Origin of the sequence: Chitinophaga sp. CF118, from assembly GCF_900112615.1 — a bacterium.
In the GTDB taxonomy this organism is placed as follows: Bacteria; Bacteroidota; Bacteroidia; order Chitinophagales; family Chitinophagaceae; genus Chitinophaga.
Window position 1 is genome coordinate 1,646,410 of the sequence record NZ_FOMK01000001.1, and the last position, 21,650, is coordinate 1,668,059.

Consider the following 21,650-nt stretch of genomic DNA (forward strand, 5'->3'; position numbering starts at 1 on the left):
TATTAATTCATCTCCGTATTTTTCATCTCTATTCGTTGTTTAGCCAAATGTATGGCCAAATGTAATTTCTGTTGCAATACTTCTTTTGGGGGCAATTCGAGAAGATACTGGGCAACATGTATACCCGCTGCATCAAGTTCTAATAATTCCACTAACTCATCATTCTTATCGGCACAAAGTATCAGCCCAATTGGAGATAATTCATGTGGTTGTTGCTCATATTTAGCCAACCAGCGAAGATATAATTCCATCTGACTTTTATGGCTATGCTCAAATTTACCGAGTTTTAAATCGATGGCGACTAAGCGTCTTAACTTACGATGATAAAATAAAAGATCAATGTAATAATCAGTATCATCAATCGAAATTCGCTTTTGCCTGGCTAAAAATGCAAAATCATTACCTAGCTCTAAAATAAATAACTGCAACTGATATATAATGCTTTGTTCCAGATCTTTTTCACTATAAGTATCCTGTAATCCTAAAAAATTCAAAATATATGGATCTTTAAATGTAAGATTTGTTGTCATTTCTTTATTGCTGCGTAAACGTTCCAGATCATTTTGAATGACCAATTCAGGCTTCTTGCTAATTGCCGTACGCTCGTACAGCATAGAATTTATCCGTTCCTGCAATTGACGGCTGCTCCATCGTTCATTTGACGCCATTGTCAAATAAAATTCACGTTGGAGCTCATCTTTGAGATAAACTATTGATTTTATATGTGTCCAGCTTAATTGTCTCTGCACTGCGGAGACAATTTGTGCTTCTGAGAATGTCTCTGCACAACGGAGACAGTGCCGTAAAGTTTTGTCATCCCATCCTTTACCAAATACTCCTATCAACTGGTTAGACAATTTCTTTACAACTTCTTTTCCATAATCTGCCCTTTGATTTCCTAACACATAGGTATTCAATTTTGTCCCCACACTCCAATATAATAATACCAGTTCCGCGTTTACTTTAACCAGCACTTTCTGCCTACTGCTTTCAATTAGACGTTTTATTTCATCAAATAACAGTTGTTCTTCTTTTATCAATTTACTCCCCATTCCAGAATAATTTAAGTTGGAAGATTTTGGTGTATTAATTAAAATTATTGCATCCATGGGGGATTAACAAATCTCTTTAAAAAAGTTTCCTTTCTTATAAAAGACTGAATTTCATTTAGATCATCCTGGAATCGGTTCCGGGTAGAGCGGTTCGTTGCCTCCCCGCTCCCCCACAGATCCGTGCGAGCAGTTTTCCTGCACACGGTTCCTCTATTTACGGTTTCGCTAATTGATAGCTGTGATAGATTCTTGGTTGTACAAGAGGCATCCACTCAGTAGTCAGTTTCATGATCTTATCCCATAATATAACTAATCATACCTTCAAATCCAGTAGCATATCCCTTTAAAATCCCCTCCTTTTTGATAGCATTTACACGACTATTATCCTTGTATATAATTACCCGAACAATTTTCCGCTGCAAAGATTTAAAGACATTTAAATCTTTTGCAAAGAGAATGGCGCCCAGGTTAGTAATATCCCAATTAACTCCTGTGAGAAGAAAAATATCTTCCTAACTCATGAACTTCCACGCACTCTTTTTTGTTTAAGATTTATTCACCAAATCAATTTAACATTATGTCAAACCTCACCCACATTCCCTCAAAAGGTACTTTCAACATCGTTCTGACAAAAACAATCTCCGGTAACACGGTACTTAAAGATCCAACATGCACCTTCAGCTACACATGGAACTTTGAAACAAACGAAGGACAAGCCTCCCTCGACCAGATCGACAACTCTAAACTGGACATTACCCTCTACCCCGAAGGACTCTCAGGTACTCTTGCATTTATGTCCAATATGGAGCCTACCAGCTACCAGGTAAACGGACAAAATGTGTATATCTACCGCGTAATACTCATGATCGACCCTAACACAGGTGAACACAAAGCAGGAATTATGTTCAACCAGGACGGCTCTACAATTGAAACCAGCACAAACTGGTCCGAAGAACTTGTTGATATAAACAGCCTGTTCAAAAAGTATTCTGTTAGCTAATCTGATTTTTTTTTGAGCCCACAACGGGGGGGAATTAGCAATAATTCTTCCCCGTTTTTATTTGAATCTGTAAAAAGAATACAACTATCCAGAATTCGTCTTATAAGCAGGCCCCCTTTTGATCGCACCTTTACATCATTAAACAAACATCAAAAAAATGAACAACACAATCTTAATTACAGGTGCCAGCAGCGGTTTAGGTAAAGCAAGCGCAAAACTGTTTCAATCAAAAGGCTGGAATGTAGTGGCTACTATGCGTAACCCGGAAAACGAAACTGAACTGACAACATTAAACAACATCCTCGTCACCAGGTTGGATGTACTGGATCTGAGTTCTATAGAAAATGCAGTAAAAGCGGGCATACAGCAATTCGGAAAAATCGACGTATTGTTAAATAATGCGGGTTATGGGGCTTATGGCCCACTGGAATCCTTCCCCCGCGAAAGGATAGTACGGCAGTTTAATACCAACGTAATTGGGCTCCTGGACGTAACAAGAACATTGCTGCCGCATTTCCGACAGAATAAAAATGGTATTATTATTAATGTTTCTTCGATCGGTGGCCACATGACCTTTCCTTTAGGCGCACTCTATCATGGAACTAAATTCGCTGTTGAAGGTATTTCTGAATCGCTGAGTTATGAGGTTGCAGCATTTAATGGGAAGGTTAAGATTATCGAACCTGGGGCTATTGCAACAGACTTCGCAAGCCGCTCCCTGGACTTTAGCATGGACGAAAGCCTTACCGAATACCAGTCATTAGCAACAAAAGTAATGGCAGGATTGCCGGCCCTCTATCAAAGTGCATCACAGGCAAATACAATTGCTGAAGTAGTATACGGGGCAGCCACAGATGGTACAGATAAACTGAGATATGCGGCAGGAGAAGATGCGAAACAGTTTATCGGTAACCGGAAACAGTTGGATGACGAAACTTTCTTCGGAGCAGTGAAGGCACAATTCGGGCTTTAAAAGAGGTATATTTACGAAGGCCATGAGTAAATTTATCCATTTACATACAATTTCAGATCTATTCAGGTTGTTAAAACTGGAAGGAACCTCTCAGCATCCGCTGATCGCAGTTGTCGACTTTAGCAAAGCAGATGAACATATGGAGGAAGAGACAAAGGTCTCCGCAGACTTCTACTCGATCATGTTTAAAAACTACGCTAAAAACAATGTCAAGTACGGACGTAAACTCATCGACTTCCAGGATGGTAACCTGATCTGCATAGCGCCCAACCAGGTCATTGAACTCGATGGCGAGATCGAAGAGAAGGAAAATATGCTGGGCTGGGGATTATTTTTTCATCCTAATCTCATCCGGGCCACTTCGCTGAATGATAAAATGAAGGACTACAACTTCTTCTCCTACGAGGTATCAGAATCCCTTCATTTATCGGAAAAGGAAAAGCAGATATTATACGATTGCGTTTTAAAGATACAGGCAGAATTACAGGAAAATATAGACGTGCATAGCCAGGCGATCATCGTTTCGAATATTGAACTGCTTCTGAATTATTGTACCCGGTTCTATGGGCGGCAATTCATTACCCGAAAAACTTCCAACAACGCAGTGGTGGCACAGGTGGAGAAAATATTAAGTGAATATTTCAGGAACGATAACCAGGGCTTGCCAACCGTAAAATACCTGGCAGAACAAGTACGTTTATCACCCAGTTACCTGAGCGACCTCCTAAAAAAGGAAACCGGTAAAAATACACAGGACCATATACACATTTATTTGATAGAAGAAGCGAAAAGTATACTGTTAAGTACGGAGAAGTCGGTGGGAGAAGTCGCATATGCGTTAGGGTTTGAATATCCACAATACTTTAATAAACTCTTTAAACAGAAGACAGGCAAAACACCTATAGAATTTAGAAACATGAATTAAAGGGGACATTGTCCTCTTTTTACACCTTAGTGCTGTACCCGCAATACTCCTTCAACGTACCAGGCACGCAACCGGACAATAACAGCAAGTTTAACTACCGCCTCTGATAAAATTTCAACCTGAAGGATATTTTTTATGATCAGATTTATTAATCATTTTGCAATGCAATAATTATTTGCAGTACGACATAGCAAAAACAACAACCTTAGTTGAATTTCATAATAATCATTTACGATTCGGTTCAAACTTCGCCCCCGGTGGCCCGCAGATTAAAAGCCTTCAAGTCGAAAGATTTGAAGGCTTTTTCTTGGACCGAATTGACGGGCCATGACCTAAATAATTTTCGAATTCTCCTTAATTTATAATTATATTAATTTGTTTCTAATTAAATTGGCAATGGTGCCGAAGTTTGCTCCAAGGATGCCTGATGTTATAATTTAAAATTGAAGTAAATAAATGTTAAGAAAAGCAATTTCTATTTTGCCTCTACTCATTAGCCTTTCTCTTTTAAGCAGTTTTTTGTATTTGTTAAATAAGTATCAGGTGTATAAGGCAACTAGAATGATTAATACTGAAAGTTATTTGTTTATTTATGATTTTTATACTGGTATAGGATACCTGCTGATATTAATTGGTATTGTTCTTTCTTTTTTTATAAAAAATTGGTTGTTCAAATTGGGTTCTATAATTGTGTTGGTTTTCACGGTTGTTTATATTTATCAAAACATTGGAATGTTTAATCCGTTTTAGAAAACGATACATGTTTAGATACAGGAAATAGCCGAAGGTATTAAGCTAGACCGCGGTGAACACAGACGTCCCACTAGACTCGTCGGGGGGTATCCCACTCTTCTTTATCATAGATCAATCCTCATCAATCCAAGGATTATAGGGGACTTATTCTTCGAATACTGGTACTTTTTCAACAACAGGCTTCCATTGTAAGCTCATTTCTATTTGTTTGAGTATTTGCCTCGCCTGTGTCAAAGGGTGATCCGGAAATTCAATATCATAAACATACTGTTCAGATTTATTCATTAAAGGTCCATCCTTAAAATTATTATCATAAGGATCAGCAGACCAGTTTGAATATCCATTTTCATCAACAGAGATCATTTTATTCGAAATAAGTTTGTCTGCAATCAATGCTTCTCTCATTCCCGTAATACCTATTTCTACGGCCTGCACTTTAAAGACAAAACTACAAGTCTTGAATGGAAAGGTTAATGATCCGATATATGTCATTCCTGAACCTTCCTGTGGAAGCTTGAAAATTGTTTTTATGAAAGGTCTTGTATCTTTTTCAGACAATGCTACTTCAATCAGTCCACCGTTTACGCCGGATATTAAGTGTCTATAAAAACTTCTAAGTGTTTCAATATTCTTTATTGTAGGAATATCTGGTGGCTTCTCAAAAAAATTGACGCTTATGGATATAGTCTGTTCGGGATTTATCCATTGAATGATGGATTTATCGTCCTTAGCTTTTGCCCAGCCGAAGTCAGAAATTGAAACTGAATTGATATTAATTATCTCCCTTCTAAATAATGAAAACATAGCGTAAATATAGGCTATATATAATGGTCGATCTGTGTTAAAAAAAGAAGCGTTAATCAGCTTATGTATTCAGTATTGTGGGATTTAAACATCTTGTAAATATTATTGCTTACTATTAATAATAGCTACATTTACTCAACTTTTATGATTTACCTATGAAATTGTATTGCTATATTTCGGGCATTCTTATTTTATTGATTTGCTGTACAAAGAAAAAAGATGAGACTTCTCAACCGCCGACTGTTAAACAAGACCCAACGCTTACATTGATTTCTGCTGACGTTGAGAATAATGATGCCGTTCATATCGAAGGTAAGATCATTGCACCGGTCTGGTTAGAGAATCCTGTTTATGGCATCGTATATAGCGTAGATTCAATCCCTACAGTGAACAGTTTGGGGAAAATCGTCCTGGGGAATGTCCGCGACTCTGCTAATATAGATTATACTATTAAGGATTTGTCGCGTTGGGAAAACTATACTTTCCGACTGTTTATAACGACGGAAAAGGGAACCTGGTACAGTCTGTCAAAACAGGTAGTTCCTCCCAGCTTTCAGATAGCACCGCTCAAAGATTCGGTTATTTCCAGAAATACGATATTAAAGGTCTATTTCACAGAACCTATACCAGCTGATCAGACAAAAGGTTTTGAAGTATATGTAGGTGATAAAAAGGTAGACAGTATAAATGTTGTTGTTGACGCATCTGGTAGTATTACTTTCCTTGTGCCGATCGACTATAAGCAAGGCACATCTATCACAATCAAAAAGGGCTCATATAGCCAAACTATTGTTCCAGATATTCCTGTATTACCCGGTTATTGGAAGCGCATTCCATCGCATGAAGGTTATCTCGCTGATAATGCCGCTTATTTTACACTTGGCAATAACGGATATATTATAGGGGGACACCAGTATCTGTCGGAAACGCAACCAATTAATGCCGTTTGGGAAATTGACCTCAGCACTTACAAATGGAAAAAGAAGAATCCATTTCCGATAACACTCCATAGTGCTATGGCAGTCACCATTAATAATAAAGGGTATTTGTTTGGAGGAGTAACAGACGGGGCTACACCTAATGACAAGGTTTGGGAATACGATCCTGTATCTGACAGCTGGCAAAGCATAGGCACTATGAACGACGTTGTTGCTGAAAATATAATTGGTCGCCTGAGGATGTCTACAGCGGTTTACAATAATAAGATCTACATGGGTGGTGGTATACGATTAGGGGGATCACCGAACTTCTTCGAGTATTGGTATACGAAATATTGGGTAACCTTCGATCCGGTTGCGCGCGTCTGGGAAAATCTACCACAGTTACCAAGTATTAACAAGATACAAAGTATGACTACCTACACGTACGATAATAAATTATATTTATTCGGTGGTGATAATAGTAGCCATGAATCAGGTGAAAGTTTTGCGCTCGATTTCAGTAACAAAACCTGGTCAAAACCTGACATTACCAGATCATTACCACCGCGAACAGGAGTATCTGTTATCAATAAAAACAATACCACGTATTTCTTCGGGGGGTATCAATATAAGCCGAGCACTGGTCCGTCCGGAGGTAGATTCGGGGTGATGCCTGAGTTTTGGAAAATGGATGAGAACCAGCATTATACACAATTGGCAAGTGCCAGTACGTCAGAGTTTGTGTCTGGATTAAACAGAAATGCTCCAATTTTTGCAACAGCCAACGGGTTTATCGTATATAATGTGCTTACGTGGAATGGAAACAATACATTGACGAGAGCCATAATAGAGTATGTACCCGAATAATTGACGTCACATTAAATATCCGACTATTTTTTAAGCATGAATATGTTTAAAAAATACCTGAATTTCTGATAAATTATCTGCAAATTGGTTCGAAACCTATAAGCCTCCATCAGGTATCCGAACAAGAAGAGCCTGTATCGCATTTATGATACAGGCTCTTCTTGCTAAGAAGGCCTTATTAAATTAATGTAAAAACCTCAGGTAACTTACAATACACTTCTGAGTAGTTCTTCTAGTTTTAATTCGCCTGCTATAGTTTGTGCGCCATTTGCCATAGCTTTTTTCATAATCTCCGCAGTTTCTGGAGAAAATTCCAACACTTCCCAACCTTCATTTTCAGCTTTAAAAACTTCTACATTTCTAACCGGAGTTATAACTTTTTTCGTGGTTATGCCATAAATTTTTAACGATTTTTGAAAACAGATGTCGGCTCTAATACCTTATAGTTTTACATAACAATTTTTACAGCCTTTTTATTTACGAATTAATCTAATATTCCAAAAGCACATTTAATACTAAAAAACTTCTTATTTCTCTCTTTTATCCATACCCAACCATAACCATGCGTCTTGGTAGAATATATTTCAATCACGTACTTCTTTCTCCCCAATAAATGCGAATAAATAAGGATATTGGAACTATTAATTTGGTTCGTTATCGAAGAATCAGTTACTATTTTTGTCATTCTACCGTTAATATTTTCTACACTACATTTATCAAAGAATCTGGATGTATCTATTATTATAATTGGAGTATCCTTATACTGAAAGGATTTAAAATTAAAAAAACGTTGAACAGTAGAGTCCTTTAATAAATTATTTAAAATCTCACATCTACTAAAACAGGGATGACATTTAGTAATATCCTGCTGGCAAAATGCGCTGTAAGAAAGCATACATAGTACAATAAGGACAAACGCTTTTTTATGAATATTTAATACCTTTTTCATTTAATGCATTTTATCCGCTTCCGATAACAAGTAAAATAATTTCTAGTTGCAAACTAATCTACTATTCCGCTCCCCGCGTCGAGGCTAAAAAATCTGCCATTTCTTTCCTTTAGGTTTATCCAAAAAAAGCTATTGTTCTTTTTACGCAACAATTCAACCCTATATTTTCTTTTACCATTGGGGTAGAAATTAACAATAATGTTAGAATTATTAATTTGCTTCATTAGTGAAGAATCGGTTACAATTTTGGTAACTCTTCCATTAATATTTCCTAAATTACAATTAACAAAGGATTTAGATATATCAACTATTACGATTGGAGTATCCTGAAACTTTTTAAGATGATACCAACGCTCAATCGTAGAATCTTTTAATAAATTACCTAAGATCTCACATCTATCTAAACAGGGATGACATTTAGAAAAATCTTGGTCCTGGCAATATGCGCTGTAAGAAAGAACACATAATATAAATAGCAAAAACTTTTTTTTATGGTCATTTAATACACTTATCATATACATATTTTACAAATTTGTTACTATAAGGACAATACTAGGATTAGCATCCAACGCCGCATTTATCTGTTGGGCAGCAGCATTTCCTATAAGGCTAGGCAGCATTTTTCTTCCTTCCTCTGTTTTACTTTTTTCAGCCCTTACTTCTCTCGCTCTGTCAATCATTTTCTGTTCAAAATCCACATCTCCAAATCCAGGCCAATCTAAGTAAACACTTACCTGACCGTCTACAGTAGGAGACCACATCTCATTATCAAAATCATTCCCAGGCTCACCTTCAGGCTCACCATTCTTTTGTAAATCGCCTCTGTGTACTTCTTCATGCAAAAGCGTCTTTACTACCCACCATAAAAGTGCGTCCTTATCCTCTGGCTTCGCACTTTCGAACATTTGAACCAATTTCTTTGAAATATCAATAGTATTCCCTTTATCTTTCTGATGTGTATAACCTCTTACATATTGGATCATAGACGGGTCTAATTCACCCTTACCTGGATCATCTACTATCTTTCCTTATTATAAGAGTTGAGCAGTTATACTTCCTCAAAATAATCTGTATCCAGGCGTTTAACTTCGTAGGCTTTTTTGGAAGCCACCCCAATATTATATTCAATCATAAGCTCTGCGAGTTCCTTCCCATCTATTAAAGCAATTTTGGGTTCAATTGAAGTGACAAATTCCTTAGCACTTAGAGGATAATTCGAGGTAGTAATGAAAATACCTTTCTTGGCCTTCTTAGCCAGCAGAGAACCGGCAAAATCCCTTACCTGATGTATCGTGACTGTATTTCCCCATCTTTTTGCCTGAACATATATTGTGTCAAGTCCCAATTTATCTTCCTTAATCAGTCCATCAATGCCACCATCTCCTGACTTACCCATTACCTGTCCGGCTTCTTTCTTTGATCCACCATATCCCATTTTGATGAGTAGATCGATTACCAATACTTCAAAGAAAGAAGGAGGGCAGCTTTTCACCTTCTCCAATAATTCCGACGCCAACTGTTCTTTGATTGATACAAATGAATATTCCAAAAGCTCTTCAGGAGTTTTCCCTGTCTCGATTTCCGTCTTCTCAATAACAGGAGTTATTCCATCATCTTTTGCGGAAAATGATTCATGCCATTCCTTAAAACCTGGCAAAGTTTTAAGGAATTTCACATCGACTCTGGAAGGCTTGCCTTCAAGCAAATCCTTTCCTGACTGACTGATTTTTAAAATCCCTCTTCGTGGGTTCTCAAGCAATTGAGCCTTTTTCAGGTAGGTCCGTGCCCATCCCACTCTATTATCAATAATAGGCTGATTTCCACTCGGTAATAATTCAACCTTTTCTTCTTCTGTTAAATGGAACTGGTCGCAAATTTTATTAATGACATCACGCAGCATATATTCGTTACCATCAGATAATATTTGCAATAAAGGCAACATGATTGTTTGAAAATCCGGGATCATGGGTTAAAAGATTAATGGGGCTATATTAATCAACTTTTTGTACATGACAAACATATCATTTATAAAACATCATTATTTCCTGTCAGATAACAGAAAAGTAGTAGCTCGAAATATTTCAGAACATCGAGTCCGGAATTCGTACAATGTGCCAGTATTAGTTTGCCTCTTTAAAGCTGAAATGGATTATTTTAATCTTACTATTCCTACTGGTTTTGTTATCACTGTTTGACCCAGGCTGTATCTTAAGCAGCGTTTCAAATTTGCTTTTATAGATCGCCTCCGTCGGATTTGCCTGTTGATCTTTTTTGCAGGCGGTAAGAATAAATAAAAACAGAAAATAGTTAACCAGGGATTTCGGGTTCTTGATCATAAATAAGTTTTTTTTGAATTTATTATTGGGGAGAATATATTTCTTGCCAGGGTACGTTTTTTCTAATTTCCATATTAGCAGGAAGAGTAAATAAGGAATCCGGTTGCTTACCTTCTTTATATCCAGAAACCTGGAAAAGAATTACGCCTATGCCTGGTTTACCATCCTTGCCCGTCCAGTTGACGGATGCTTTAATACACAGTACCTCATACGGAAATTCGGCAGGTAAATAACTGTTTAATGGGGAATGTACTTTAAATGACGTGGGCGTATAATAAAAACGTAAAGTATCTTTACTCTTTGTGAGGGCCACTCCTTCAATACATGGAAGATTAACTATGTAAGTTGATTTTGATTTTCCAAGAGATATAATTGTTGTTTTATTACTATCAATTAAGCGGTAAAAATATTCCGTATTTTCATCTCTTAATAGTTTTTCAGAGATCTGTCTAATACCGTTATTTTTAAAAAATGTATAAGTTAGCCGTTTCTCCCAATCAATAAGATAATTGGGGTGTACCATGTTTAACTGAAGCGTATTAGTTAAAACAGTTCCTTTTGAAATGGCATTCTCTCTTACTGCTTCCGCCGTATCGGATGGTAAATCTTTCCTTAAAATTTTACATCCTTTAATATAGTAAGTAAAAAAATAAGAAGATTGCGAAGCTTTAAGCGAAGAAAGATCTGTCGGTATCAACCTAACATCTGGAAACGTATATTGAGCGATGGTAATAACTCCTTCACCAAAGCCTAATTTGGACTTTTGAATACTGGGGAATATAAAAAGAGATAAAATTAGGCTAACAAGGGTTTTCATATTGCAGATAATTGCTAATTGCAAAATAATAAATAATCATTTTTACAACTTTACATATTTTACCTCTCTATTTACGGATTTCGGCTTTCATATATTATGAGTGTGATTTTTTAAGTTCCAATATCACGAGCTACAACCTAATGAGAACCGAATTTACATGACTGATGCGTAATTAAAAAACTTCCGTTTCTTTCCCCGAAAGAGAGACATGTTTGGCGATGTTTTGTTTGAGAGGTTATTTTATTTTGTATTCATCCTAACTCACAACGCTAAATCTTAGTAATCACAGTTTTCTCTTTTTAAGTTTCACAGTTTGTTTAAAGTAATCAGCAACACATCATTCTCCCTAATGTCCAGGTTCAGATCATAACTACGGTTTGAACCAATGGTGACGCTTTTACTGACTACAGGCGTATCATTATTTTTCTCCTTAATTAAGGCTACCTGTTGCTTCGTCAGTTGACTGGGTGCGCCAAGATCTAGGTAGGTAGTGTAAGAATCATTTGTGCGATAACCTGTTTTATAAACAAGGAGGTTGTACTTACCGGCTGCCAGATTTTTAAAGTTTAATATTACGCTTCCTTTGTCTTTTGATGGCAGATCTCTTTTATAATATACCTGGTTGTTTACCTTGTTATCTGGAAGCGTGTAGGTGAAGTCCCATAATAATAATTGCACATTTCCTTTTTCATCCTTACAAGCCCACGAGGCGGGATCAGTATTTTGTAATTCTTGCCTGCCCAGCATATTCAGGTATTTATAAGCGTAAAAAGCTGGTTTATTGATGTCCTGGTAATTCATCAATCCAAAACCTCCGTGAAAAGGTGTTGTTCTCGGTCCCGCTTCTTCAAATATGTCGGTAAATGTCCAATATGACATAGAATTAGCCGCCGTACCTGCCTTCTTGATCTTTTCCAGAATATAAGCAGCCTCATGGTAGCTGTCATGCACTGGGTCGGCGGGCGTATAGGAAGAACTCCATTCTGTATAATGAAGTTCCAGGTGAGGTAAAGCCGACTGCTCAATCTGCTTCCTTGAGTTTATTATATCTCCATATACAGAGCGTTCGTTTTTACTTAAAATCGTTCCTGTACTGCCTGTTTCATCAAGATAACCTTGGTCAACACCATAAGTGTGCGTACTTACAAAATCCGCCGGAACATTATTCTGTACGCAGTATGAAATGAACTCCGGTATCCATGCATTACCTGCGGTAGCTGGCCCGCCTACTTTAAAGGCGGATGAAACAGATTTTATCGCATTGGCAGTTACATTGTATAGCTTAAAGTATTCGGCCTGATCGCCCGTCCAGAACCCATCTTTTAAATTGGGTTCGTTCCACACTTCAAAATACCATTTCTTTACTTCTTCCTTTCCATAGCGTTCCACCCAATGCTTTACCAACGACTGTATCAGATCGCCCCATTTATTGTAATCTTTAGGTGGCGTAACATTACCCTTCCACCAGAAGATGGTTTTGTTTCCGCTGGCTAAAGCTTGCGGCATAAATCCCAGTTCAACAAACGGTTTAATCTGAACTTGTTCCAGAAAATCATACAGCTCATCAATATATTGCCAGTTATAAACAGGATGACCGTTTTTGTCTTCACTGTATACGCCCATATCATCGCATAAAAGACCGTGCATTCTGATGTATCTGAAACCCAATTGATCTTTAACGTAGCGAAGCTGACGTTGCCAATCGGCCCGAAGCCCTTCGTTCGCTCTCCCGGCTCCTACGCACAGGTTAAAATCCCTATTCAAAGGGCCTTGTACTTTACCGGCGTCCACTACAATACTGCGAACTAATCCTTGTATAGATTGCGACTTTCCTGCCAAAACACCTAGCGAAAGCGTAGAGATTAATAAAATCCTTTTCATAATTCACCAATAATGATAATAGATGAGTAGCCAATTACAAATATATATAAGTCATGTAGTGCTTTAACGGGAATTTTTGATGCCCATCGTTCTAAAATCACCTGTAATTAATTCTATTCCCTTCTGTATTTTTCAAATGGGCCACCACACCTGCCGGAAGCTCCTTGCTTTCCATGAGAAAACTTACAGAATCAGTAACAAAGTTTTTTGTATTGTTTACTTTTTGGAAAATTTCAAACAGGGCAATAGGTTCCTGGTTAAAACTGATACAGGTGCTAATAAAATGCATCTCACTCAATTTATAATCCGGTTGTTTTAGTTTTTCATTAATATCTTTCAGACGTGAAATAAAATGCCGTTGCCGGATAAAGGTATTGCTATTCATAATAATGAAAACATAATCTGCATAAGCTGTTACTTTACCATAATACTTATGATTGTCTCCTCCACTTCTCTCTATCAGGTATTCGCCTGAAGTTTCTGATTTGTATATTTCTACTGATGAGCGCCAGATTCTTTCTTCATTAATCTTGTCCGGGTTATCGGGCAGATTGCGGTTAAAGGAATACCAAAATCCAATTAATTCATCTAATAGTTTAGTATTCACCGCTACCTTCGGGATTTCGATTTTTAAATCATTAAAACTGAAAGCCTCTTCATGCGAATTAATAAAATCGAAGTAGTTATTATACCCTAATACCTGAACAATCCGGCTTAATTTACTAAGGTTAGGTTTACTGGCCCCATCCATGTTTTTCTTCCCTTCGTATGCTTTTAATTTATTTACAATGAGATGCTCGTAAAGATAGTTTGTACCCAATAAATCTGCATCCTTCCTTATTCTATTCCTCTTGTTCTCTTCCTCCAACAGTCTGTTTAGCTCCTCAGCAATATACATCCACTCCGATTTTGAGACATCTTTCCAGGCATTCTTCCTCACAAAATGAGCAGCCAGAAAATTCATCAGTTTTTCGAGATGCAATAAATCTTCTTTTTTCATAAGACGAATATAAGACGTAAATAGTATTGAATAATACTAATATAAGACTTTTATATCTTACTCTTTTCAGAAGTTTACTATTGAAAAAAAAGCAATGAAACCTCCACATTCAAATATTCTGTTAACTAACGAACATATAAATTACCGGCAAAATGCGCTTTGGATACGGATTGAAAATTATGCTATTGACGATGCCAATGCAGTCATTCCGTTTTCTAAAAAAATGGCACAAACGGAGAATTGGACTGATAATTTTACCAGGGATGCCATTCAGGAATATAAACGGTTTGTTTACCTCTGTTGCATAGCTGAAAATGGAGCATCACCATCTATTGTGGTAGATAAGGTATGGCATATGCATTTATTGTATACTACCGAATATTGGAAAAATTTCTGCCCTAATATTCTGCAACGTGAGCTTCATCACTTTCCCAACGTAGGTGGCATTATAGATTATAAAAAACATCATGACTGGTACCTGGAAACCCTGATCTTATACATAAAGGTGTTTAAGCAAAACCCACCTGCAGAATTCTGGCGCATTCCTCCGGAATTAACGCCTTTTTTGTACTCTGATAAAATTTCTGCCACACAACCACCACTCAAGGCTTCCGCCATCAAAATAGCTCCAGCAGTTTATTATCTGACTATAGTGATCCCATTTATTCTCACCTGGTTATTATTTGGTGAATTGCCACTTCTCAATCTTTCCGTATTCCAATACTTTGTTCTCTTTACTCCATTGCTCTTTATCATCAGGCGGCTTGTTGCAATGAGTGAGAAACGGCATCTAAAGCCCGTCATCAGAAATTTGCCACTTTACAATCGCTATCAACTTGCTTATTTATCAGGTGGCTATAACAATGCGTTTTTATTATTGGTAAATGACCTTGTGGAAAATAACTGGATTAAGATACGCGATACGAAAAAAGAGTTTGCAAAAAAATACTTTTCACTTATAGTAGATCAAACAAGTGCTTTCGAAGATCAAAATTTCATTCAACCTGAGGTATTGTTTCAATCAATGGATCACCTGTACAATAAATCAAAATTCAGCCTTCCTCAGTTGGCATCCGCACTAAGTGAATACCTGCATCCCATTGCTACTGTACAAACAGCAGCTCCGGAAAAAGATGCCATACTTTATCCTGTTTGGCTGGCACTATCGGCAATGATCATCTGTTGCTTTCCTGCTGAAGAAGTTAATTTGTTTACCGGTTTTTTATATGGTATCTTTTTCTTCATGTGGTTCATTTCAATCGTTTCCTGGCAGACTCCGGACAGCGATCATACGATTATGGGAAGAGCGCTTAAAAAACAAATGCGTGCTCTTAACAACATCAGGACCATACACCAGCAGGCGATCATACTTAATCGTTTCAATGGTGTTTTTGATATTCCTCTCTTCAAAAAGACAGCCAATTTTTTCAACGACGGAGGCAATTGTGGAGCCACCCGTCCAAGCTGTGGCTGCGGTTGCTAACAAATCATCTTATAAACAGCCAGATGGAAAATAGATATATAAACTTCACATTTGAAGGCTTTCTGAAAAATTTCCTTTTTTATATCCTGATGATTATTGTTTTCGGAGGTAGTGGTTTTATGATGATCGTGACCTTAGCAGATTATCCGCCCACTCCCCAGACTACGACAATAATTCTGCTCATCATTCTTTTCTGGTGTCTTTTACCCGTTGGAATTTTTACCCTTAATTTCTTTAAAAAACTGCTTCCTATGTTTAACCATGCTGCCATCTTATCTCCCCGGGGCATTAAGTTTGCAGGAGAAAAAGAAATACTTTGGGTAGATATTAAAAACGCAGCATATCATTATGATGATGTAGAAAGCGTATCAGATACATTACTGCTGGAATACAAAACAGGTGGATATAAGTATTTCGATATCAGCGAAACAAATATTTGTAATGACAATACTGCTTATAGAGCTGAAATATTGAAAATAATCTTATCCTGCATTTAATATGAGGCTAAAAAAGTTTATCATTTAATTAAACCATATTGGTTTAATTAAATGATAAACTACTGATCAATAAAAAATATTACGGCCAAATTGTACCACTCTGATCTTCACTTATCCACGGCTTCCCATAACAACTGGTACCAGGATGAGCAGCTATACAAGCTCTAACCCACTCCTTACCTACATCGTGATTCGATACCTTTTTAGGGCTGCAGTAGGTAGTCTCGGTATTATCCTCATATAATTGATAAGCTGGATAACTTACCTTTCCTTCCACTGCACTGAATACAGGAACCTGTGCTGTATACATAGGAACATCCACTTCAATAACATCTTCCAGCAAACATCTTACTGTTACAATGCCATTACCCTGGGCCAAACCCCATTCATTAGGCGTTACACTTGCAAGCGCCCAGGTATTTGTATTAGCGGTGTAGGTCAGGTCTGCATGCGCATAACCACCCTGTGTGCTAACAACTATCCTGTATGTATAGTCATTATTAATGCTGATGTTTACGCTACGTTCGTGATCGGGTTGTAATGTAAATGAATCACCATTATTGATCATCCAATCCTGAACAGAATGCGATCTGTTCACCCATCTTAAATTGAAAAGTGGCATAATTATTAAGTTTTAAAGTTGTTAATAAATTCAGGACCATTTAATAGTATATAACTCAGCCAGATTTTTGGGCCTGGTTTCTTTCCCCCCAACAGGTTTTGTATTGGAGGTACTGGCTGTATTAATGATAGTAGCAGCAGTTTCTTTTCCTCCCAGTATGGGCTTGTCTGTAGAAAAACTTAACTGATGTTCGTGTTTAAGAAATTCATCATTTTCCACAGTCCCTACATTGTCACCTTTCACGCTGCCTCCCAGTGCAGTTCTCTGTGCAGCATCCGGATCAGTACTGGCACCATGATCCCATGCTCTGCTGAAATAGCCCCTCATATCGGGAAGCATGGACCTCTTGTTGACTCCTGTTCCAAATCTGCCATTGATCACACTGCTCAATCGTGTATAATCAGGACCAAGTTCTACAGACGGGTTACAAAGAGATAATTCTTCAGCGGGTGGATTATCAGTAGAAATATATTGCCTCCTTTCGCCTATAATTCCCTGGATAATACAGGGAAGTGTTTTAAGGGCAATGTTGCCTGTATTAGCACATACATTTGAAATTGCTATCGTAACAAATGGAGCTTTACTTTCTACAGATAATAAAACGGAAGTGGCTTTTGGGTTTACGAACAACTGAACTTCAATTTCAAAATCTCCAATCCCTTTCTTTGTAACTGTATTGGCATCAATCCCATCAGAGAGTATTACACTTACATCACTCACAGTGGAGATACTTAGTGTAACCCTGGCCGTAATTTTCTGTCCGCACAACATTTGCTGCCATCTTGGAAACTCATGGAGTGCCTGACTGAAACGCATCAGACTATTATCTTCGCTTTTGAAGATGATACACCTGTTGGTAGCCGGATCAAAGCCTATCTTACCGTTTCTGCCGGGATCATCGTACAGCCATCCATCTGGTGTTTTATAATCAATGTTATTCCCATTAATAACCTTATTGCTGTAGTACCTGAAATCACTGTTATACACAAGATTCTGCTGCTGCATTGCAAATAGCAACCTTTCTGTTAAGGTTTCCATCTTCTTTGTGTTTAACCAGGGGGCTTTTATCCCCCCTGGTGATTTGAATTCAGTTTGATTATAAAGAGGCTTCCAGATAATGGAAATCAGTGGCAATACTTCTTTGTGTTACAGAAGGAACAGGGAGGAATTTTCCAGATGCACTATCATAAGCTACTGAGATTTCAGTAACCTCACCTCCAAATTTTAATATAGTCATTGGGGATGTAACTGTAGTTACTACTGTATTACTGATAACCTGAGATTGAAGCCAGATATAAACAGTGGTATAGGGAGTCATTGATGCAGTGCTGGATAATAAAACCGGAGCTGCAGAAAGCGCGTTACCAATAATATCGGTTCCGTTTACATTCGCATTCTGGTACAGGCCAACTGTCATATAATCCTTTTCAGCATACTTATTCAATAAGGTGTATGATCCTGCACTACCACCGCTGGCTGGTCCTGAAATTTTAGATGAAGGCTCCAGTGTATATAATTTATTCGTGGCAGCTCCTACAGGAACACTGGATAACTGAGACAATATGGCCCCATTTGTAACACCCGATGTAGAAGCATAAATTCCATATTCTTCTCCCCATGACAGCTGGTTTGACTGCATAGGTTTAAATACCTGCCAGGCCACATTTGGTGTACCTCCGCCAGTAGGTTTGGCAATAATAACATTGGTACCAGTAATATACAGCATATCAAGTTGCTTGTCTGTAAATGCTGTATTTAAAATATAAGTACTCATTTTATAAGGATTTGAAATTATACCTACTCTATTCAGGCTTTTCGGTATCCGCCTTTCATTTTATGTCAGTTTAGGAGCTCCGCCGACTTACAATTCAAAAGTAGATACCCACGCTTAAAATGCCTATTTCACCATATTTCACTAAACAAAAACACCGCATGCAGTGAAGCATACGGTGTTCTTATGAAATGTTCGGAAGTATAGTATTAAGTTTTATCCGGATGATAAGCCTGAGGTGTCATCCATAAAGGATTCATTTCAGAATAGGTAAGAATTTTATCAGCAATACCTAATGTTACAGGTATTTCATATAACCTCCCGGAGGCAAATCTGGGACGGAATGCCCTGAGACCAGGAGCAAAAACTTTAATAACGGGCAGCCCTATATCAGGCCGGGTACAATCAACAATAATCGTATCTATCCCCAACCTGGAAAGCCTTGTTATTCCAGTGGTACACATTTCAGAAACCACAGGTGGTTTTATGAAATCATATTGCTCCGATACTATCACCCGTGCATTTGCTGATGGATACAAAAAATCTGTATCCAAACCGGCAGGAGGTACTATAGGTTTCATCAATGCACGTATTTGGATTAGTTCCGTGAGGGATCTGATGATAGCCGTGTGCGGATCAAAATGACAACCATACCCTGCAAGGAAACCACCACTGAAACAGCCTACAGCCGCTACTACCGGTGTAACAGTATCAATCGTTAAATCCAGGAAATGTACGGACCATCCGGCAACAGTCAGCTGCTGTAATGCAGAATGAAACCAACTGTCGTCCTCCATAATATCGGTATTGAATGCTGGTCGCCGCAAACCATTAAACCACCATATAGCTGTTGCATCCCGTTCTATCAGTTCCAGTAATCCCTGCAGAATCGCCTCTTCCCTGGTATTCCCCGCTGAAAGACCATTGGATTCAAATATGGCAACGCGGTTGTTCTCCGGTCCGGGAAGCCCATAAAGAACCGCTTCTGCTGGTATATACCGCCTTTCCTGATCTCTCAGCGACCAGGCAGGCAACCAGTTAATGAGCTGCCCATCGGTTAGTTTTACTGGTACGGGACCCAGGGCATGCGTAGCTTCGGGTTGTAATAATTGTGCAACATGAAAATGCTGAATTTCATAAGGAGCTACCGCATATGGGCGCAACTCTTCCAACGATGAACTGAAAATTGGTTCGTCTCCCCGGTATCTTGCACTCCTTCTCTCAATAGACTCACACAAAGCACTCACCTTTGATGCAAGTGCAGAACTTCCTTTTCCAAATGCATTTTTGTAAAACTCATGTGCTTCCGGTTTATCATTTACAGGGGTATCCGGAAATACTGCTCCATATACATACATGGATATTTCATCTTCTGCGGTGATAGTACGCAGCTCTGATAAAATACCTGCAACAGGATTAATATGATGCTTCATCTTTTCCCACGTATCTGCCGGAGTTACTGTTCGATAACCTGGTGCATCCGCATGGCCAGTTCCTGTATTACAAATAAAGAATGACTGATTCATCTGCCGGGTTACCAACAACGGGTCGCCGCAAACCTTGCATTCAGGACGCCGTGTCAACAAATGGAAAACCGGGTTACCCGTTGTATCAAGAGTAATCATTTTATCTCCGAAAGGGCCATCAGGAACCCATTTCCCGGCTAATTCCACAATGCCTGCATTCAGCATATTTACCAGGGATACCGGGACATACAGAGGTATTGGAACAGCATTGTTTGTGTATTCTGCAATCCAGTTTAATACACTTGAATTCTGTTTCACCCGCCATCTCAAACATTCCAGACACAAACCCGATGCACGGGAAAAAAATGGCCCTGCAAAAGTGTACCCTGCGCCATAAATTACCGGCAGCCATATTTCATTCCGGGACAACGCTTCCTGATATGCACTTTCTGCATGAACATCATCCAGATCACCATGACATGATACGGAATACCTTTCCGGCAACACAGGTAAAGGAATCTGCTCTCTCAGCAAATATTTCTCCTGAATAAAATCAGCGTCCCGGATAATATATCCCTGGCTGGAAAGTGTGGCAACAGCATGCAATACATGTGGAAGTACAAATTCCTTTTTAAAAAAATCAATTAACCCGCCTACTGAAAATGACCCTGTGCTCAGCAATTGTAATATCCTGATGTATAATATGCCCTCTACCCGGTATATACCGCGACATCCTATTATAAATCCCCACGTATTACCAATACCGGCATAACTCAGGTCTGGTGAAAGCATATAAATATCATCCATGCCAACCCCCTGCCTGTTTTTATCCATTTATCTGGAATTTATAAATAGAAAGAAATCTTCCGGTAATAATTCAGTTATATCACAGACTTTGGTAAGCATTTTTTCATACATTATTACTGCGACTTCCGTAAGTTCCATTCCCGGAATACCTTTATCCTGGATAAACTCCTGCGGAGTCAAAGTTGGCATCAGCAGTAATTTCTCTGTATATAAAAAAGCAGGCTTCGTTGCCTCCAGTGTCGACATCTGCATTATCTGATCAAACGTAGTTGTCTGCGCATCAAGTATCTCCGGCTCTGTCTGAGCGCTTACTGAAACCAACTCCTGGCTTTGTCCGTCTACTTCCTGATTATAGATTCCACTAACGGCATATCCTTCAAATTCAGGATCATTAAACGAAGATGAGATCATGTATGAAATGCTGAAAATAAAAGCGCCAAACCCAGGGCCTGAAGAAAAGAACCGTCGCCAGGATTCGAAATCACCGGGAATCAGGCCTTCACCTATTAGCACCACCGGGTATAAACAGATGCCTGACAGGTCAATATCATCTGGATTCACCAATGCCCAGATTTCAATTGTTAATTCAGGATTCTGCGGATTTGCAAAGGTATATAGCCAGCCAAACAAGTCTGTATGCATGGCATCATAGTAAAGCTTAACAAACTGATCCTGCGGGGAATTATCAGTTGTTCTTTGAATTAACCTGGAGAGCATAATAATAGAA

Annotated in this window: 19 protein-coding genes; 6 read left to right on the forward strand and 13 right to left on the reverse strand. The window is 38.4% G+C overall.

Features of this window, described 5'->3' with window-relative positions:
• Positions 1 to 2: 2 nt before the first annotated feature.
• Positions 3 to 1,109, reverse strand: coding sequence for a PDDEXK nuclease domain-containing protein (locus tag BM176_RS06415; protein WP_218162154.1), 1,107 nt, complete (start codon positions 1,107 to 1,109; stop codon positions 3 to 5).
• 520 nt (positions 1,110 to 1,629) lie between these two features.
• Between BM176_RS06415 and BM176_RS06420 the strand changes: the two genes are divergently transcribed.
• From BM176_RS06420 to BM176_RS06430, 3 genes are all read left to right on the forward strand, one after another.
• A complete protein-coding gene (locus tag BM176_RS06420; protein WP_090100716.1) occupies positions 1,630 to 2,052 on the forward strand; it encodes a hypothetical protein in 423 nt (140 codons plus the stop codon).
• A gap of 157 nt (positions 2,053 to 2,209) precedes the next feature.
• Entirely contained in the window at positions 2,210 to 3,025 is an 816-nt protein-coding gene (locus tag BM176_RS06425; RefSeq protein WP_090100717.1) for an SDR family oxidoreductase, read from the forward strand.
• Positions 3,026 to 3,047: 22 nt separating this feature from the next.
• The gene (locus tag BM176_RS06430; RefSeq protein WP_090100719.1) at positions 3,048 to 3,950 is read left to right on the forward strand and encodes a helix-turn-helix domain-containing protein; all 903 of its coding nucleotides are present in this window, start codon (positions 3,048 to 3,050) and stop codon (positions 3,948 to 3,950) included.
• A gap of 897 nt (positions 3,951 to 4,847) precedes the next feature.
• On the opposite strand, the gene BM176_RS06440 is transcribed toward BM176_RS06430, so the two are convergent.
• On the reverse strand, positions 4,848 to 5,507 hold the full coding sequence (locus BM176_RS06440) for a hypothetical protein (protein WP_090100724.1): 660 nt from the start codon (positions 5,505 to 5,507) through the stop codon (positions 4,848 to 4,850).
• Between the two features lie 155 nt (positions 5,508 to 5,662).
• Here BM176_RS06440 and BM176_RS06445 point away from each other — a divergent pair, with 155 nt between their 5' ends.
• Positions 5,663 to 7,294 (forward strand): Kelch repeat-containing protein, encoded by a 1,632-nt coding sequence (locus tag BM176_RS06445; protein WP_090100725.1) that lies wholly within the window; start codon positions 5,663 to 5,665, stop codon positions 7,292 to 7,294.
• Between the two features lie 484 nt (positions 7,295 to 7,778).
• Here BM176_RS06445 and BM176_RS06450 read toward each other — a convergent pair whose 3' ends face one another.
• From BM176_RS06450 to BM176_RS06485, 6 genes are all read right to left on the reverse strand, one after another.
• Entirely contained in the window at positions 7,779 to 8,243 is a 465-nt protein-coding gene (locus BM176_RS06450) for a hypothetical protein (RefSeq protein WP_090100727.1), read from the reverse strand.
• 524 nt (positions 8,244 to 8,767) lie between these two features.
• Positions 8,768 to 9,226 (reverse strand): hypothetical protein, encoded by a 459-nt coding sequence (locus BM176_RS06460; protein WP_090100731.1) that lies wholly within the window; start codon positions 9,224 to 9,226, stop codon positions 8,768 to 8,770.
• Positions 9,227 to 9,291: 65 nt separating this feature from the next.
• Positions 9,292 to 10,209: a restriction endonuclease gene (locus tag BM176_RS06465; protein ID WP_090100732.1), complete on the reverse strand. Its 918-nt coding sequence runs from the start codon at positions 10,207 to 10,209 to the stop codon at positions 9,292 to 9,294.
• Between the two features lie 392 nt (positions 10,210 to 10,601).
• Complete coding sequence (locus BM176_RS06475; protein WP_090100736.1) at positions 10,602 to 11,396, reverse strand: hypothetical protein; 795 nt, start codon at positions 11,394 to 11,396, stop codon at positions 10,602 to 10,604.
• A gap of 306 nt (positions 11,397 to 11,702) precedes the next feature.
• Positions 11,703 to 13,277, reverse strand: coding sequence for a GH39 family glycosyl hydrolase (locus BM176_RS06480; RefSeq protein WP_090100738.1), 1,575 nt, complete (start codon positions 13,275 to 13,277; stop codon positions 11,703 to 11,705).
• A gap of 97 nt (positions 13,278 to 13,374) precedes the next feature.
• A complete protein-coding gene (locus BM176_RS06485; protein ID WP_090100739.1) occupies positions 13,375 to 14,277 on the reverse strand; it encodes a hypothetical protein in 903 nt (300 codons plus the stop codon).
• 94 nt (positions 14,278 to 14,371) lie between these two features.
• Between BM176_RS06485 and BM176_RS06490 the strand changes: the two genes are divergently transcribed.
• Positions 14,372 to 15,760, forward strand: coding sequence for a glycine-rich domain-containing protein (locus BM176_RS06490; protein ID WP_090100741.1), 1,389 nt, complete (start codon positions 14,372 to 14,374; stop codon positions 15,758 to 15,760).
• A gap of 23 nt (positions 15,761 to 15,783) precedes the next feature.
• Positions 15,784 to 16,257: a hypothetical protein gene (locus BM176_RS06495; RefSeq protein ID WP_143097734.1), complete on the forward strand. Its 474-nt coding sequence runs from the start codon at positions 15,784 to 15,786 to the stop codon at positions 16,255 to 16,257.
• A gap of 79 nt (positions 16,258 to 16,336) precedes the next feature.
• On the opposite strand, the gene BM176_RS06500 is transcribed toward BM176_RS06495, so the two are convergent.
• The 5 genes from BM176_RS06500 to BM176_RS06520 form a co-directional block, all read right to left on the reverse strand.
• Positions 16,337 to 16,879 carry a hypothetical protein gene (locus BM176_RS06500; RefSeq protein WP_090100745.1) on the reverse strand — a complete coding sequence of 181 codons (543 nt, stop codon included), beginning with the start codon at positions 16,877 to 16,879 and terminating at the stop codon, positions 16,337 to 16,339.
• Positions 16,880 to 16,909: 30 nt separating this feature from the next.
• On the reverse strand, positions 16,910 to 17,917 hold the full coding sequence (locus BM176_RS06505; RefSeq protein WP_143097735.1) for a hypothetical protein: 1,008 nt from the start codon (positions 17,915 to 17,917) through the stop codon (positions 16,910 to 16,912).
• 58 nt (positions 17,918 to 17,975) lie between these two features.
• Positions 17,976 to 18,653, reverse strand: coding sequence for a hypothetical protein (locus tag BM176_RS06510; protein WP_090100749.1), 678 nt, complete (start codon positions 18,651 to 18,653; stop codon positions 17,976 to 17,978).
• 206 nt (positions 18,654 to 18,859) lie between these two features.
• Positions 18,860 to 20,950: a TOMM precursor leader peptide-binding protein gene (locus BM176_RS06515; protein WP_090100750.1), complete on the reverse strand. Its 2,091-nt coding sequence runs from the start codon at positions 20,948 to 20,950 to the stop codon at positions 18,860 to 18,862.
• Positions 20,951 to 21,640, reverse strand: a complete 690-nt coding sequence (locus BM176_RS06520; RefSeq protein ID WP_090100752.1) for a hypothetical protein — start codon at positions 21,638 to 21,640, stop codon at positions 20,951 to 20,953.
• Positions 21,641 to 21,650 lie beyond the last annotated feature (10 nt).